The organism is Pontibacter sp. H249 (genome assembly GCF_037892465.1).
GTDB lineage: Bacteria > Bacteroidota > Bacteroidia > Cytophagales > Hymenobacteraceae > Pontibacter.
Window position 1 is genome coordinate 212170 of the sequence record NZ_JBBKTR010000001.1, and the last position, 18020, is coordinate 230189.

An 18020-nucleotide genomic window follows, 5' to 3' on the forward strand; every position below is an offset into this window, starting at 1 on the left:
AAAACCCTTATTACAAATATGAGTATTACTACTCCTAACGAACCATTGCACACTCCGGTGTTGCTGATCATATTTAATAGAGCAAATACCACCCAACAGGTTTTTGACCGCATTAGACAAGTAAAGCCTAAAAAGCTTTACGTAGCCGCCGACGGTCCACGCCCCCATGTACCCACCGATGCGGAACGCTGTGCCGAAACACGCCGCATTGTAGAGCAGGTAGATTGGGACTGTGAAGTAAAAACGCTCTTCCAGGAAAAGAACCTGGGTTGCGGCGTAGCTCCCTCTACATCTATCTCCTGGCTTTTCGAGAACGAGGAAACCGGGATTATACTTGAAGATGACTGTGTGCCCTCTAAAAGCTTTTTCTGGTTTTGCCAGGAGGTGCTCGAAAAGTATAAGCACGACACCAGGGTGATGCATATAAGCGGCAATAATTACCTGAATGGCTGGCGCCGCGATAACGATTACTCTTATTACTTTTCTGATAAAGTAAATGCCTGGGGATGGGCTACCTGGCGCCGTGCCTGGCAGCTTTTCGATTTTCACATCCCTACTTACTCAGAACTAAAACAGAAAGGCTACCTGAACGGCATTTTCCTGAACAAGCTGGAAGAAAAGTATAGACTTGGCCAACTAGAGAAAACATACGCCAACATACAGAAAGGCGATGTGTGGGATTACCAGTGGGAGTTTACCGTATACAGCAACTCTGGCCTTTGCGTAATACCGGAGGTAAACCTGGTACGTAACATCGGTTTCGGCGAAGATGCCACCCATACCTTTAACATGCACGATAAAAACGCTTATGTACAGGAGAAAGAAATAGCTTTCCCGTTGCGTCATCCGCGCTTCGTGCTACGGGACATCGAGTCCGACAAAAGAAACTTTAATTACCTGATTAAAAATAAGGTTAGTTCCAAGCTGAAAGCATTATTCAACTTCAGCCTGTAACTGCCTCACAACCTATGAAATTACTTTTATCAGCATACGCCTGCGAACCGAACCGTGGCACAGAACTGGGCAATGGCTGGAATTGGGCGCTGAACACTGCCAAACTGGGCCATGAAGTATGGTGCCTGACTACGGTAGAAGGCAGAGCTAATATAGAGAAAGAAGTAGAAAAACTAAATTTGCCCAACCTGCACATCGTGTTTGTGGAGGTGCCCAAACTAATAGATAAGCTGTTCCAATATCACCTGGGCTTTTACCCGCATTACTTATATTGGCAGCAACAGGCGTATAAAAAAGCAAAAGAGCTTGATAAAGAGATAAACTTCGACTTGGTGCACCATGTAACCATTGGCAGTTTACAACTGGGCACAGCGCTGTGGCGATTAAATAAGCCACTCATTTTTGGTCCGGCTGGCGGCGGACAGGAGGCTCCAAGGGCCTTCAAGAAGTACTTCTTCGGCTGGTGGAAAACAGAAGTCGTTCGCTCCTGGATAAGTAAACTGTTGCTACAGGTAAACCCGGATGTACGCAAGACCATGCGCCATGCTTCACTGGTACTTACTACCAATGAAGATACCTTTAACATGGCACGAGACAACGGAGCATTAAACCCACAGATGTTTCTGGATACCAGCCTGCCGGAGAGCTTTTACCCGGAAGCATACCCGGAGAGAACATCTTCTAAAGAGCTGCAAATACTGTGGGTTGGAAGGCTATTTGCCCGTAAAGGCTTACCGCTTGTGCTGGAGGCACTTGGTAAAGTAAATCCTGCCGTACCGTTTAAGCTCACCATACTCGGCGATGGCCACATGCACGACATGGTTCCGGACCTGATTAGAAAGTATAACCTACAGGATAAAGTAGACTGGAAAGGCCAGGTGCCGTGGGATGAAGTGAAACGCGCCTACACAGAGAGTGACCTGTTCATGTTCTGCAGCCTGCGCGATTCTTCTGCCGCCCAATTTTTAGAGTCGATGGCTTATGGGTTGCCTATACTTACCCTGGACCTTCATGGCGGAAAAAATCTTGTTCAGGATAACGCTGGCATTAAAGTTTCCGTAACTACACCGGAGCAAACAGTTGCCGAGCTGGCAAAGGCCGTGGAGCACCTGTATTACAATCCGGAACTACGCGAGGAGATGGGCAGAAATGGTTATGCTTTTTCAAAGTCCCAGACCTGGACCGTTAAAACAAAACATATCAATGAGTTCTACAACAAGTATACATTAGCCGATACTGAAGAACTAACTGTTATACCTTAGCCCTTTATACAATGATACATATCGTTATACCCGTTTTTAACCGCAAGCATTTTACAAAAGAGTGTCTACTGTCGCTGCGCAGGCAAACCAACACATCTTACAAAGCAATTGTAGTAGATGATGGCTCTACAGACGGTACAGCTGATATGCTGGCAACCGAGTTCCCGGAGGTGGAGGTACTTTTTGGAGATGGAAACCTGTTCTGGACAGCCAGTGTAAACATGGGTATCAAACATGCACTCCAGCAAGGCGCTGAATACGTGATGACGCTTAATAATGACCTGGAGGCAGCGCCGGATTTTATAGAAAAGACTTATAAATGGATGGCTGAGAAGCCAAACGCCATTATCGGTGCCCTGGAAATGGACGCAGCCACCCGTGAGCCGGCCTTTGGAGGCGAGATCATCGATTTTAAGCTGAACAAAGTAAGCTACTTACTTCAGGATCTACCAAAAGAAAAGCAAGTAGGCATCCATAAAGTATCGCAACTGCCCGGCCGTGGTTTGCTAGTACCAAGAGCTGTATTCGAGAAAATCGGTTTACTGGACCAGGACAACTTCCCGCACTATGTAGCTGACTATGACTTTACCCACACCGCCTTGCGCAATGGGTTTGAGCTATACTGCAACTACGACGCTAAAATTTATACTTACCCCGAAGAAAGCGGTGAGCGCAAAAACCGCCAATCGAAGTCAATTAAGAACTTTTACAAGCATTTGTTCGATATAAAAGGAGGTGGTAACCTGCGCGATTTCACAAGATTCACATTAAAAAACTGCCCGAGCCCTTATATACCATACTACCTGGCTAATGGCTACGCCAGACGTATATTCGGGTATATCTTAAAATGATTTATACTTTCGCTGTAAATAAAACCAGTTTATACTTTGCCGCATTCTGGAGACGAAAAGTTTCTGGGCTGCGGCTTATACTTTTTATGCTCGTGCTACTGCTGGCCTCTATTGCTCTGTTCAAAGCTATGAAACAGTCGCCGCATGCAGCAAAACAAGGCTACACCGGTCCAATCATTATCACGAAAGGGGGCGTTTACACTGGAAACTGGGAATCCAAAAGCTCAGATGTTCCTACGCTGGATATCCGAACAAAAGAGCCTGTCATTATTGAAAATTCCAAGATAAGAGGAGCTGGCCCATTAATACGCTCATTGGGCTATTCGGCAAACATTACAGTTCGCAACACAAAAGGCTACGGCATCACTCCTACCCCCTATTCCGACTATAAAAAGCCACGTCGTTTTCTGGCGGCAGATCACTTCAGAAACATTGTAGTAGAGAATTGCTACATGGAAAACACAGCAGGCATATACTTGGGCCAACGCTACGAAGGTGACGGTACACCCCAAAATACAGTAAGTCTTAAGTTTAACAAAGTAAAAAACATAGACGGCCGGATTTATAATGGAGTGGCTATAGCGCAATTTGTACAGTTTAACTACCGTGGCGAAGCACCACATATCGAAATTGCCTGGAACGAGATAATTAATGAACCTGATAAGTCAGCCGTAGAGGACAATATCAACATCTACAACTCACGGGGCACACCTTCCTCGCCTATACGCATTCACAACAACTACATACAGGGAGCTTTCCCATTTCCTGCCACTTCAGATAAGTATTCCGGCGGGGGCATAATTACAGATTCACCTGATGCAGACTCAACAATTGCCACAGCATACGTTAAGGTTTATAATAACCAACTGGTAGGCCTTGGCAACTACTGTCTGGGAATTGCCGGCGGCAACAACATTGAGATGTATCGAAACAGGGCGATTGTTTCAGCCAGGTTCAGAGACAACAGCCTTTACAAATGCTGGACTGGAGGTATATGGGCTAAAGATTATTACAAGATGAACGCTACCTTCAACAACAAAATGCACAGCAACACACTGGGCATTGTAGGGCAAACCGGCACTTGGCGAAATGAGATCATGGACAGTACTTTTGTAGCCGCTGCTACTTTTTCTAACTCTATTATAGCAGGTGAGATCACTCCTGAACTGGAAATAAGAGAATACAAACGCTGGCTTAACAAACTTGATCAGAACAAGATAAAGCTTGGTCCTACTTCTGAGTCTTTTACAGATGCTTTCTAATATATAGGTTCTAATTTGTACTTATCAAAAGAAGTCAAATAAATACAGGGTATTAAAGTATACATATATTTATACTTTAATACCTTTCATAATATCTGAAATATATTTTAATTTTATATTATTTTGAACTGTAATATTAACTAAATAAAAGGGTACATACACCCTCAAAAACAGCTCTTTTAAAATATAACTAATTTAAGCACTGCAACTTTTTTAAGTCACGTCATCAACATAAAACCCTGCATTAAACTCTAAATTAAGCGTTTTTACCATTTAAATTCTATAACTTTTCCATATCACTATAATTTTTTTAAGAATTTAATGAGAATATTGTAGCATTTATAAAAAAATCTCTCCTATATTTGCAACAACTTATATATGAATAGATTAGCCACACACTAAAACAAAAGCATTAAAAAAGAGAAGTTGTCTACAGTGTTGATTCTGCGCCAACAGCATCAGGTCACAAACACTTCTTGAGTTATTAGTAAAATTAAATTTCAACTTTTTTAGCCAAATTAGATGAAAAACCTTTCCTCTTACACAGGGAAGAGCGTTGGAAGGACGTATTTTGCCTTCTTGCTTACTTTAGTATTGTGTGTACTATTCCCAATTTCTGACTCATTAGCTCAAACCTATAGCGGCCCGATCGTTATTACCAAGGGCGGCACTTACACTGGTAACTGGGAGTCCCGCGACTCGGAGGTTTCCGCTGTCGAAATCCGCACCTCAGAGCCAGTAGTGATTGTTAACTCAAACATCCGCGGCGCTGGTCCTCTAGTGAGATCATTAGGTAACTCTGCCGATATCACTATTAGAAATACAAACGGTTACGGCATTACCCCAACGCCATGGGTGAGCTACAAGAAAGCCCGTCGCTTTTTGGGCGTGGACGTGTTCAGAAATATCGTGGTGGAGAACTGCTACATGGAGAACACGGCTGGCATCTACATCGGCCAGCGCTACGAAGGCAATGGCACTACTGCTAATACGATTAAGATCCGCTATAACAAGGCCAAAAACATTGATGGCCGTGTATACGGCGGCACCACTTTCGCTCAGTTTGTGCAGTTCAATTACCGCAACGTTGCACCACATGTTGAAGTAGCCTGGAACCAGGTTGTGAATGAGGCGGGCAACTCGGCCGTAGAGGACAATATCAATATCTACAACACCAAAGGATCAACAAGTTCTCCTATTCGTATCCACAACAACTACATCGAGGGAGCTTATCCAATTCCGCATACTAGTTCAACCTACTCAGGCGGTGGCATCATCACTGACGGTGACGGCGATATTTCTATCGCGCCGGCTTATATCGAAGCTAACGACAACCAGGTTATCAACATGGGTAACTACTCTATGGGTATTGCCGGCGGTAATAACATCCGCTACCATCACAACCGTGCTGTTAGTTCAGCTAAATTTAAGGATGGCAGCAAGTTTACCATGTACTCTGGTGGCCTGTGGAGCAAGGACTACTACAAGAAAAACACCACCTTCAACAACTCAGTGGATAATAACGTGGTGGGCATCACAGCGTGGGGTGGCTACGCAAACGACCGCAACGACTTTACTGTGAAGGAGAATGCCTCATTTACAGACAACACGCAATTATCGGGTGGCGCTATTACGCTACAAATGGAGGCAGACGAGTTTGCACGTTGGAACCAGAAGCTACAGCAGAACGGGATTGTACTAGGCCCAAATGGCTCAGCTGTTACTGCACCTGCTCCTAATCAGGCTCCGAATGTAGCCATAACTTCGCCTACTGCAGGCGCTACTTTTACCACCGGCACAGCAATAAACCTGACAGCCAACGCAACAGATGCAGATGGCAAGGTGGCTAAAGTAGAATTCTTCGCTGGCTCAACAAAGCTAGGTGAGGCTATACAGGCACCTTATACTTTTAATTGGACTAATGCAGCAGCAGGCTCATATGCTTTAACTGCCAAGGCAACAGACGATAAAGGTGCTACTAAGACTTCAACTGCTGTAAGTATAACAGTTTCAGCTGCAGCGGCCATAACGATGCCTCCTGCTACTGGCACGGGCGGCACAGGCAAGATTACAAGAGAATTCTGGTCAAATGTTACTACAGAAAATGTTAGCCAATTACCAGTTACCACAGCCCCTAACAGCGTAACAGAACTTACCATCCTGGAAACACCAAGCAACATAGGCGAAAACTATGGCCAGCGTATTCGCGGTTATGTTACAGCTCCAGAAAGTGGTCAGTATACCTTTTGGATTGCAGGTGATAACAGTGCAGAGCTGTGGCTGAGTACTTCTGAGGATCCTGCTAAAAAAGCTAGACTTGCTTCCGTAAACGGTTGGACCAACCCAAGAGAGTGGACAAAGTACGCTTCGCAGCAGTCGGTGAAGGTGACGCTGGAGGCCGGTAAGCGCTACTACATTGAGGTACTGCATATTGAAGGTTCAGGCGGAGACAACCTTGCTGTGGGCTGGCAGTTACCAGGCGGAGCGCAGGAGCGTCCAATTGCAGGCAACAGACTTTCACAACTAGGCAGCACAGCACCAATTGCAACGGCTCCAGAACCAACACCAGCTCCGACTCCTACGCCTGCTCCAACACCAGGTACAGGTAAGATTACAAGAGAATATTGGTCTGGCGCGGCGGGTGCTGGCGTGGCAAGTATACCTCTCACTAAAACACCAACAAGTATTACTGAACTTACCTCTTTTGAGGCACCAACCAACATTGGCGACAACTATGGCCAGCGTGTAAGAGGATTTGTGACGGCTCCTGAAAGCGGCCAGTATACTTTCTGGTTAGCTGCAGACAACGGCGCTGAGTTGTGGTTGAGCACTTCTGAAGATCCTGCTAAAAAAGTAAGAGTAGCTCATATAGATGGCTGGGCAAACCCAAGAGAGTGGACCAAGTACGCTTCGCAGCAGTCGGTGAAGGTGACGCTGGAGGCCGGCAAGCGCTACTACATCGAAGCTTTGATGAAAGAAGAAACAGGCGGTGACAACCTGGCCGTGGGCTGGCAGTTACCTAGTGGTACTCAGGAGCGTCCGATTGCAGGCAACAGATTATCGCCAATGGGCAGCACTGCGCCAGTTGCAACGGCCCCTGCTCCAGCACCTGCTCCTGCTCCTGCAACACCATCACTGGTTACCGGCAAAATAACGAGAGAGTATTGGGCAAGTGTAAACACAGAAAGCATCAGCCAACTGCCACTAACAAGAACTCCGAATAGCGTAACAGAACTTACCAGCTTAGAAGCACCGAGCAATATCGGCGACAACTATGGCCAGCGTATACGAGGCTTTATTGTAGCCCCTGAAACCGGACAATATACTTTCTGGATTGCAGGTGATAACAGTGCTGATTTATGGTTAAGCACGTCAACTGATCCAAGCAAAAAGGTGAAGCTAGCCTATGTAAACGGCTGGACTAACCCAAGAGAGTGGACCAAGTACGCTTCGCAGCAGTCGGTGAAGGTGACACTGGAGGCTGGTAAAGCATACTATATTGAAGTGCTGCACGTGGAAGGTGCCGGAGGCGATAACGTAGCAGTTAGCTGGCAATTACCAAGCGGTGCAAAAGAAGCTCCGATCGCTGGAAAACATTTAGCACCATACTCTACCCAAATCGCTGGCATATCTGCTGCATCTGCTGTCGTATCTGCTGACGAGCCGCTTTCCTTTGAAGGTACAACAGCTTATCCCAACCCTTTCAGAGACATGCTTACACTGGATTTCGGAGGCAAAGAAGTAAAGCTACAGCAGGTAATACTGGTAAATCAGGCTGGTAAAGTTGTTTACGAAGAGAAAGAAAATCTTGAACTAACAGGCAACAAATTAGAGCTGAATCTATCTAACCTAAACATTAAGCGTGGTTTATACTTCCTGAAGTATACAGATACACTAGGCAACAGCAATACGATAAAAGTAATTAAAGAATAACACAATACATTCATCTAACAGAAAGGCGCCTATAATTTATGGGCGCTTTTTCTTTTGTATACAGATGGGTATCTAACTTAAATAGTGTATCCTGCAAAAGATTAGGAGCACCGGTTACCATACCCACTCTGGGCATAATATCTTTCTGGGGTTATTCAGCTTAAAACCTAGCACTACCTCATGGCTATTTGCACGTGCTTTGCTTAAATCCGAAGAGACAAAATCATAAGAGTAGCTAATGTCAACTAGATGATTTAGGTATACACCTGCCATTACGGCAACTGCATCTTTGTGCCTGTAAGACACTCCTCCCCACACCCTTTGCGCATAAAGCCCCTTTAGGTTAAAATCAACTGCCGACTGCTTATTCTCTGCCACTTTCATCATTACGGACGGCGTAAGATCAAGCCTATCAGAAACAGGCAGGCGCAGCCCACCGGTTAAGTAGTAGTGTGGCTGCATCAGCGCACGAGGCCCGTCTTGGGAGTTGTAAACATCGTTTCCGGTATGTACAAGCTGTGCTCCGGATACACCTATAAAAAAGCTGGAAGTATACAACCACATCCCGACACCAAGATCTAACTTAAGTACATTAAGACCATCCGCATGTAAAAAGGGATCATCTTCGGTTTGCATGTTGACATCCTTTTTATCTATATGAAACTGAGTAAACCCGCTATATACTCCGCTAGCCAGGTTAACCGACTGAGACAAAGGCAAGTGATAGGCGTAATTCAGGTTAAAAGATGATGTTCGTAGCAGCCCTGCTTTGTCTACCTTTGCGATGGCCCCTACCCCATGGTGCGGCCTTACTCTGTACGCACTGCCATTCCTCCTCTTAGATTTGAAACCATTCTTCATGGTAAGTGTGCTTTTATCCTGCTTGTTAAGAGCTGCATTCACACTGGCATAGAAGGTAACAGGTGCTCCCTCCACTCCTATCCACTGACTCCGGTGTGCGGCACGCACATCAGCATAGCTTTCTATACCCGCCACCGCAGGGTTTAGTAGAAAGTTATTTTGCATATACTGGCTTAGCTGTGGCCGTTGTTGCCCAAGAACCTTACTACACAAAACACAAAGTATAATTACGGTAAAAAATGCTCTCATACCTTTTATTTTATAAGTGTGATGCTACCTGAGATTGGATTCTCGTTTTTATTTAGTTTGATGATGTAGTAGTAAGCAGCCATTGGCAGCTTAACTCCCTGATAAGTGCCATCCCAAGGTTCTCTGTACCCAACTGACTCAAAAACCTTGGCTCCCCACCTGGTAAACACCTCGATATGGCAGTCAGGATAATGTTCTATGTTTTCGATAAACCAAGTTTCGTTCACTCCATCCCCATTCAGGGTAAGTGCATTGGCTATTTTTATGGCAGGCAGCACAGTTACTGTAACTTCATCTGTTATTATACACCCGTCTGCAGTAGTTATGGTAACTGTATAGGTTGTGGTTTGCTCAGGAGAGGCCACAGGGTCAGCAATGTCCGGGTTTGACAATCCGTCGGCTGGAGACCATTTATAGGTTACACCACCTTTAGCAACTAACTGGGCTATCTGTCCACTTATAATAGTTATGTCAGGTCCTGCATCTGCAACAGGCTCTATAACAGAAACTGTTACTTTTGTTCGTTTACTAGCACAGCCATACTGGTTCACAGTCTGCACATAGAAATCTGTAGTGGCTATCAGAGGCTCAGTGATATAAAAGTTGCCCACCTGCAGCGGTATCCCTCCCACTTCCTGGTCAAACCATTCAAGCCTATCGGTTGCTGCGAAGGCAGTAGCGGCAAGTGTGGCTGTTGTACCGGGGCAAACCCTTGCTCCATTAGCTGTTGGCGAGGCAGGTTGAGGCTGCACTGTTATCAAAACGGCATAACTTATACTTTCCTGGCAAGGCAACGAGATAACTTTCCTTCGGAACCAGGTAGTGCGGCTTAGCTCACCTGGCGCGTAAGTGGCTGCATTGTTAGTACCTGCTGCAGGTGCGAAGCCTGTGGTGGCGCTTGTCGTACTATATTCCCATAGGTAAGTATAACTACCGCTACCGCCTGTTGGTACAGACCCATGTAAAATACCAGGCTTTGTGCCGGCGCATATAAGCTGAGGAGACCCAATCGTATTGTTTGCAACCGGCGTATTTACCGTAACTTTAACAGATGCGCTTACAGAGGCAGCACATGGGCCAGCCGTTACAATGCGCCTGAACCAGGTATTCCTGTTAAGTGGTCCTGGAGAATAATCAGCCTCGTTCGCCACACCAGGTGCCGATTGGAAGTTTACATTGTCTGAGCTCATTTCCCAGCTATACTTATACTTGCCGTCACCACCCACAGGTGTTGTTCCATGTAAAGTGGCAGGCATCGTTCCCTCACAAACTAATTGGTCGGAGTTGATTATGTTGTTTGCCACTGGCTGCACTACCGTTATCTGCACTGCAACCGACACACTGGTACACCCTTCGGAATAAACTACTCTTCTGAACCAACTTGTAACTGGCACCTGGTCCGGAGTATAATCTGCTTGGTTGTTTATACCGGCTGCCGGAGCAAAACCGCCTGTTGCGCTGGTGGTACTGGTTTCCCAAACATAAACATACACGCCATTTCCGCCTGTTGGAGTTGCGCCTTTTAATACTGCTGCTGTTGTACCCTCGCAAATAGCCTGCGGCATAAAGATGGCATTATTAGCAATTGGAGGCGTAACCGTTATTTTAATTGGAAAGCTGTAACTGGAAGCACATGGCCCTGCCGACACTACGCGCCTGAACCATGTGGTTTCTATGATAGCGCCAGGAGTATAGTTTATACTTTCACGATCACCAGGTGTTGGCGCAAAGCCTGCATCGGGGCCAGAGGTGCTGCTTTCCCAACGATAAGTATAGTTCCCGTCTCCGCCCTGCGGATCGGAGCCAAATAAGGTGGCAGGTGTAGCTCCCACGCAAATAAGCTGGTCCTGAGATATACTGTTGTTTGATATCTCCTGGTTAACTGTTACAAGTATAGGCTCACTAAAATCTGCACAGCCTCCGGAAGTAACCACCCTTCTGAACCAGGTGGATTGGGTTAAGGTTTGTGGCTGGTAGGTTATACTACTGTTTTTACCAAGAGCAGCTGTAAATACTGTTCCCCCAGTGCTGCTTTCCCAAAGGTAAGTATAAGAATCGTTACCGCCTGTTGGTGCAGAGCCAACCAGCGCTGCCGGCACAGTACCTGTGCAAATTGTTTGTGAACCTACCAGAGTGTTATTCTTGATAACAGGCAGTACAGTTATTTTTAGCTCATTACTTGCCAAAGCGTTACATGGTTCAGAGAGAACAGAGCGCCTAAACCAAGTTGTTTGCGTCAGGGCCTCTGCGTGGTAAGTCGCAGCATTATTTACACCTGCTGCAGGTACAAACCCATCATCAGGTCCTATCGTGCTGCTTTCCCAGAGGTAAGTATAAACACCACTGCCACCAGCCGGTACAGATCCATTTAACAAAGCAGGCGCTGCGCCAGCGCAAACAGTTTGCTCACCAGTTATGGTGTTCTGGCTAAGCACGGCGTTAACTGTTACTTTAGTAGCAACGCTATAATGCTCTACACAAGGCCCTGAAACTACCTTTCTTCTGAACCACGACGTTTGATTAAGTATAGCTGTAGTATACTCCTGCTCATTGTTCTTGCCGGGTGCCGGTACAAAACCTTCGTTTTCGTTCAGGGTGCTTACCTCCCATAGATAGATATAACTACCATTTCCTCCTGTTGGCTCATTAGCCGCAATAACAGCGGAGTTGCCTCGGCAAATAGTCTGATCCTGGGCTAGGACGTTATTGGCAATATTCTCGTTAACCGTGATCTCGACGGAAGCCGACGCGTTAGAGCAGATATTGGAAAGTACCACGCGCCTGAACCAAGTGGTTTTAGTAAGTATACCTGGCTCGTAGCCTGCTTTTTGATTATCGCCAGGGGCAGCTGTGAAGATCCCGGTAGGGCCGTCGGTGCTCATTTCCCAGCGGTACGTATAGCTTCCATCTCCGCCGGCTGGTATACTTCCACTAAGCGGCAAAGGCATCGAACCTGTACAAATAGTTTGAGGTGCACTGATGCTGTTGTTTGTGATAAGCCCGTTAACTGCAATCTGCACAGGATCGGACACACTTTCGCACCTGCCTGAAATAACACGACGCCTGAACCAGGTTTCCTGCAACATGATACCCGGTTCATAATCTTTGGAAGAGTTTACTCCGGTTGCAGCGGTAAACACCTTATTGTCTGCGCTCTGCTCCCACAGATAAGTATAAACTCCGGTACCGCCTGTTGGTGTTGAGCCCATTAGGTCCTGGGCTTGCTCTCCAGTACAAATCGCCTGATCACCGGCAATGGTGTTGTTCTCTACTACCTGGTCAACGGTTACGGTAACTGCTACTCTGCTACTTGGGCAACCCTGGCTGCCTTTTGTATGCACGTAATAGGTTACAGTTGCCTGCAGCACAGGCGTTTCATAGCTCGAACCTACATGTATGGGCGTTATACTTGCTACATCATCAAACCATTCATACACACCAGCAGGACTATCCACTTCAAGTACTACCATATTACCGGCGCATACTGTTTTCCCGGGTACAACAGGAGCATCAGGAGTCGGATTAACAGTAATCTGCACAACATTAGAGATGGCATCGCAGCCACTTGTATTAACTTTTCTTCTGAACCAGGTAGTCTGGGTAAGCGCAGGCGGAGAGAAATCACTTTCTGATGCACCTGAAATCGGCTTAAACCCAGAGGCAGCATCTGTAGTACTTAACTCCCAAGTATAAGTGATGCTCTGACCACCAGGGGGCACCGACCCGGTAAGTATAGCTGGTGTGCTGCCTGCACAAATTGTCTGATCCTTACTGATGGTATTAGCAACAGGAGGAGCAATGGTGATCAACTGCGTGGCTTCTTCTGAATCGCCGCACTCATTAGTGGCAACCAGTGTGACAGTATAAACCCCTTCTTCCGGAAAGTTAATGGCAGGAAACTGAGATTTAGCGGTTGTACCATTTACAAACGTAGCATTGCCAGTTACCTTCCAGGTATAAGTTACTATACCACTGTTATTTTCTGTGAACTCCGGCTTATGAGCAGCATCAGAAGCATCAAAGGTTATGGTTAGTGGGCTGCAGTAGCCCTGTTTATCAGGTAGCGAAACCGTTGGTTTATCCTTTACAACCACCTTTTGGGATACCTTGCTTGAGTCGCAGTCGTTGTATGCCTTAAGAGTGATGATATACTCCCCGACATCTGTAAAATTGAATACTGGATTTGTGCTGGTAAGTGTGCCGCTGGCAAGGGTAAAGCCTGTTTTTGGAACCACCGACCAGGAATACAATAATTCATCTCCAGTAGAGGTATTAGTGGTTGCTACCTGCAGATCTTTACAACCCTGGTCAGGTGTTATGGTAAAGGCAGCTGTTGGAGGCGTAATTATCTTAATCACTTTGGTAGCAACACCTACAGCACACCCGTTGCTAGATGATAGGCTAATAGTATAAGTACCAGGCTTTGTGAAGATGATGTCTGGGTTTTCTGATGCACTTGTTGATCCGGATGTAAACTCCCAACCATTTGCCGGCGATATACTCCAGCTGTAATTGGAATTACTGTTGCAGGCACCTGAATTGGTAAAGTAGCTTCCCGCTACAGAAGTATTTTTAAAACTTATAACTTCGTTTGTACAAACGGCTACATCAGGGCCCGTGAAACCTGCCTGCGGAGGTGCAGCAATTTTGATAGATCCTACAACTATTGGCGTTGTACCGCAGGGATTCTCAGCCACAGCAGTTAAGGTAAACGCATCTCCGGACATGCCACACGAACCCCGGTTAAAAGTATGGGTAAGGCTCTCTGGTATATTCTCTTGTGTAAAAGTATAAGCAGGCGTGCCATCGTTAAACTGGAAAGTATACTTTGTAGCCGGAGAGTTATCTTTTACGCCACTTATCGGGAAAGTATAGGTTACTGGTGCACAACCAACCGTATTACCCGGACTACCTACCGATAAACTGGGGTTACTCCCATTATAGGCTTGGTAAGTTGTTGTTGATGTACAGCCTGAACTTCCGGTAACAGTATATGCAATGGTAAAAGCACCCCGCTTCCGGTAAGTATGCGAGGCCGTTGTAAAGCTACTAGGGAATGTTTCTGCAGGCGAGCCATCTCCCCAATCAATTTTATAACTCTGGTTTATACTTTTTGTCGCTGATCTGTTCTCTACATTAACTGTGTAATTTATATCCGTAGGGTTAGAGGCACACCGTACAAACGGAGTATTATAATCACCTGCATCCACATCAACCAGTGTAGCATCGGGCCCCTCTCTCACTGTTATCTCTTTTTCTACTATTTGCTCACAGCCAGATTTGTTTGTTACTGTTAGCTTTACAGTATACTTTTTTGATGAACCTATAAAGCCTTTATAAACATGTGTCGGGGATGCATCAGAACTTGTATTCTTTGCATTTGAGTCAGGGTCTCCAAAGTCCCAGGCATAAGTTAAGCCCTCTCCGGTTGATGTATTTGTAAACTTGATGGCAGAACCTGCGCACAAATCGCCAGCCGGCACTGTAAAGCCAACTACCGGGTAATCAGCTACTGTCACTATTGTTGGCGAAGAGGTTGTAACAGTCGCTGGCATACAGATAGGTTTATTATCGATGCGTACAGTATAGCTGCCAGACTCTGTAACAGTATAAAATTCTCCTTTTTGCCCAGATACTTCGCTTCCGTTTCTATACCAAGTATAGGCGAAACCCTTCTGATCAACTGTAAGTCTTACACTGCCACCAGCACAAATAGTTAAAGGGCCATCTGCGCTAACAGTTGCTTTACACTGGAACATACTCTGAGACCTGCCTTCTACCACAACGGTGAAGAAGATAAGAAATACGAAAGCTCTAAGCAGTAAAGAGATCATAAGTATCTGTAGGATTAGTAACACCTGCACAATAGTATGGCTACAGCACAATCAGGGTTTAATGACGAGATACGTTATACATAAATAAAAGTATATATAATAATAAAATAATTATATATTAATTTGAAGAATACTTAAATGGTAGTTAAGGCAGGTATATTTGCTGAAATAACTAATTCAACATGAACAGCTGATCACCAATTATATTCTTCAATCAAAGAGTGGGTTGTTAATGGTAATTTGGAGAACCAACAATGATATATGGATTATATACCAAAATGATTAGCTTATCTAAGTACCTTATTTTAAGGTATAACTGTAGATAACCTTCCCTATTTGAACTACTTGTAACCAGTTGCAGCCTTGACTATAATTGGTATGAAATAAGCTATGTCTAAATCATTAACATAACGGGAAGCAAGTATATAACAATAGTTATATTTATATACTGCGCATAAGATTCAAAGAAAGTGCACTTCAAAGCTTTATCTGCACTTTATCTTTCTTTTTGCAGCCTGTATCATCAGCAAAAACATGAAACCCACATGCTATATGATTATTCCATTAAAAACAACTTTCAAGCAGCTTTTACGTCACACAAAAACAAGCCTGTATTAACTCTATAACAAGCTTTTGAGACTGGAATAAATTTAACTATTCCCACATGCTATAATTTTTTTAAGAAAATTAATTTAAAAGCTTGGTATTTATAAAATTTTCCAGCCTATATTTGCAACGACTTAAATATGAATCAATTAGCCACACACTAAAAGTAAAGTAGTTAAAAGAAGGTCATAAGCTAATCTGTAATGTGCGCCAACACAACCAGATATAAAAGCAAAGACCATATTATTAGTAAAATTAAATTTCAACTTTTTAGCCAAAGAAGATGAATTCACTAACCTCTTATTCACATAAGAGAGCTAGCCAGGCAATCCTTGCCTTTATGCTCACTTTAACCTTGTGTGTACTTTTCCCAACTTCAAAATTATTTGCCCAGTCTTACAGTGGTCCGATCGTTATCACCAAAGGTGGTACCTACACTGGTAACTGGGAGTCCCGCGACTCGGAGGTTTCCGCTGTCGAGATCCGCACCTCAGAGCCAGTAGTGATTGTTAACTCTAACATCCGCGGCGCTGGTCCTCTTGTAAGATCATTGGGCAACCAAGCCGACATCACCATCCGCCACACAAACGGCTACGGCCTAACTCCTACTCCGTGGAAGGATTATAAGAAAGCTCGTCGATTTTTGGGCGTGGACGTGTTCAGAAATATCGTGGTGGAGAACTGCTACATGGAAAACACGGCAGGTATCTACATCGGCCAGCGCTACGACGGCAACGGTTCTGCCGCCAACTCGATCAAGATTCGCTATAACAAGGCCAAAAACATCGATGGCCGTGTGCACGGAGGTACTACCTTCGCACAGTTTGTGCAGTTCAACTACCGTGGCGTAGTGCCCGGCGTAGAAGTGGCCTGGAACCAGGTTGTTAACGAGGCCGGCAATTCTGCGGTGGAGGATAACATCAACATCTACAACACCAAGGGCGAGGCTGGAAAGCTAATCAAGATCCACAACAACTATATTGAGGGTGCTTACCCTATTCCGCACACTGGCACCAAGTATACTGGCGGCGGTATCATCACTGACGGTGACGGCGATATCTCTATCGCGCCGGCTTATATCGAGGCTCACGACAACCAGTTGGTAAACGTAGGTAACTATGCCATGGGTATTGCCGGCGGTAATAACGTGCGCTACCATCACAACCGCGCCATCAATTCGGCCACCTTCAAGAATGGCAGCCGCTTTACTTTCTATACCTCTGGACTGTGGAGCAAGGACTACTACAAGAAGAACACCACCTTCAACAACTCTCTTGATAACAACGTGGTGGCCATCAATGCATGGGGTTACACCAACGATCGTAACGACATTTCTGTTGCCGAAGACGCTGCTTTCACAAACAACACGTTCTTACCTGGCACTGTTACGCTACAAATGGAGTCTGACGAGTTTACACGTTGGAACCAAAAGCTGGCACAAAACGGAGTTAAGCTTGGGCCAAACGGTACAGGTGCTACATCACCGGCTCCGGCTCCAGCACCAGCTCCAGCGCCTACTCCTGCTCCGGCACCAACTCCTGCTCCGGCACCAACTCCAAATCAAGCTCCAGTTGTGGCGATCACTTCACCAACTGGTGGCGCTAAGATAACTGTAGGAAAAGCAATTGCTATTACGGCTAACGCAACGGATGCTGACGGCAAGGTAGCTAAAGTAGAGTTCTTTGCTGGCTCAACAAAGTTGGGCGAGGCGGTTAAGGCTCCTTTTACATACAACTGGACTGACGCAAAAACAGGTACACATAGCTTAACAGCCAAAGCAACAGACGACAAGGGTGCAACCAAAACTTCAGCTGCCGTTTCGATAGTTGTAGAGCAAGCACCAGTCGCTACAACGCCACCAGCTGGCGGAACTGGAGGCTCTACTGGTGGTGGAACTGGTACTACTGATTCTGACATGAAATTTGATAACAGAACAGCTTATCCAAATCCATTCAAAGATGTTGTTATACTTGATCTTACTGCCAAAAAAGTAGCGCTGCAGCGTGTAGTAGTGCAGAACCAAACAGGTAAAGTAGTTTATGAGGAGAAGGGTAACTTGAATCTTGTAAACGATAAACTGGAGATTAACCTGTCTAGCACAAGATTAAAAAGTGGTTTATACTTTATCACATATACTGATACACAGGGTAAAACCGAATCGGTAAAGGTGATTAAAGAATAACAAAGTATAAAAGCAAAAAAAGGCGC

8 protein-coding genes are annotated in these 18020 nt (G+C 45.4%); 6 read left to right on the top strand and 2 right to left on the bottom strand.

The annotated features are described in order from the left end of the window. Positions 1–18 precede the first annotated feature (18 nt). From WG943_RS00905 to WG943_RS00925, 5 genes are all read left to right on the top strand, one after another. Positions 19–954 carry a nucleotide-diphospho-sugar transferase gene (locus WG943_RS00905; protein WP_340406201.1) on the top strand — a complete coding sequence of 312 codons (936 nt, stop codon included), beginning with the start codon at positions 19–21 and terminating at the stop codon, positions 952–954. Positions 955–968: 14 nt separating this feature from the next. Further along, a complete protein-coding gene (locus WG943_RS00910; RefSeq protein WP_340406202.1) occupies positions 969–2216 on the top strand; it encodes a glycosyltransferase family 4 protein in 1248 nt (415 codons plus the stop codon). An 11-nt stretch (positions 2217–2227) separates the two neighbouring features. Then, positions 2228–3067: a glycosyltransferase family 2 protein gene (locus tag WG943_RS00915; protein WP_340406203.1), complete on the top strand. Its 840-nt coding sequence runs from the start codon at positions 2228–2230 to the stop codon at positions 3065–3067. Beyond that, complete coding sequence (locus WG943_RS00920; protein WP_340406204.1) at positions 3064–4329, top strand: glycosyl hydrolase; 1266 nt, start codon at positions 3064–3066, stop codon at positions 4327–4329. The genes WG943_RS00915 and WG943_RS00920 overlap by 4 nt, the downstream gene beginning before the upstream one ends. A 522-nt stretch (positions 4330–4851) precedes the next feature. Next, entirely contained in the window at positions 4852–8262 is a 3411-nt protein-coding gene (locus tag WG943_RS00925) for a PA14 domain-containing protein (protein WP_340406205.1), read from the top strand. A 114-nt stretch (positions 8263–8376) separates the two neighbouring features. Here WG943_RS00925 and WG943_RS00930 read toward each other — a convergent pair whose 3' ends face one another. Together WG943_RS00930 and WG943_RS00935 are read right to left on the bottom strand one after the other, a co-directional pair. Then, the gene (locus WG943_RS00930) at positions 8377–9372 is read right to left on the bottom strand and encodes a PorP/SprF family type IX secretion system membrane protein (RefSeq protein ID WP_340406207.1); all 996 of its coding nucleotides are present in this window, start codon (positions 9370–9372) and stop codon (positions 8377–8379) included. 5 nt (positions 9373–9377) lie between these two features. After that, positions 9378–15206 (bottom strand): Ig-like domain-containing protein, encoded by a 5829-nt coding sequence (locus WG943_RS00935; RefSeq protein ID WP_340406209.1) that lies wholly within the window; start codon positions 15204–15206, stop codon positions 9378–9380. A gap of 889 nt (positions 15207–16095) precedes the next feature. Between WG943_RS00935 and WG943_RS00940 the strand changes: the two genes are divergently transcribed. Beyond that, on the top strand, positions 16096–17994 hold the full coding sequence (locus WG943_RS00940; protein ID WP_340406211.1) for an Ig-like domain-containing protein: 1899 nt from the start codon (positions 16096–16098) through the stop codon (positions 17992–17994). Positions 17995–18020 lie beyond the last annotated feature (26 nt).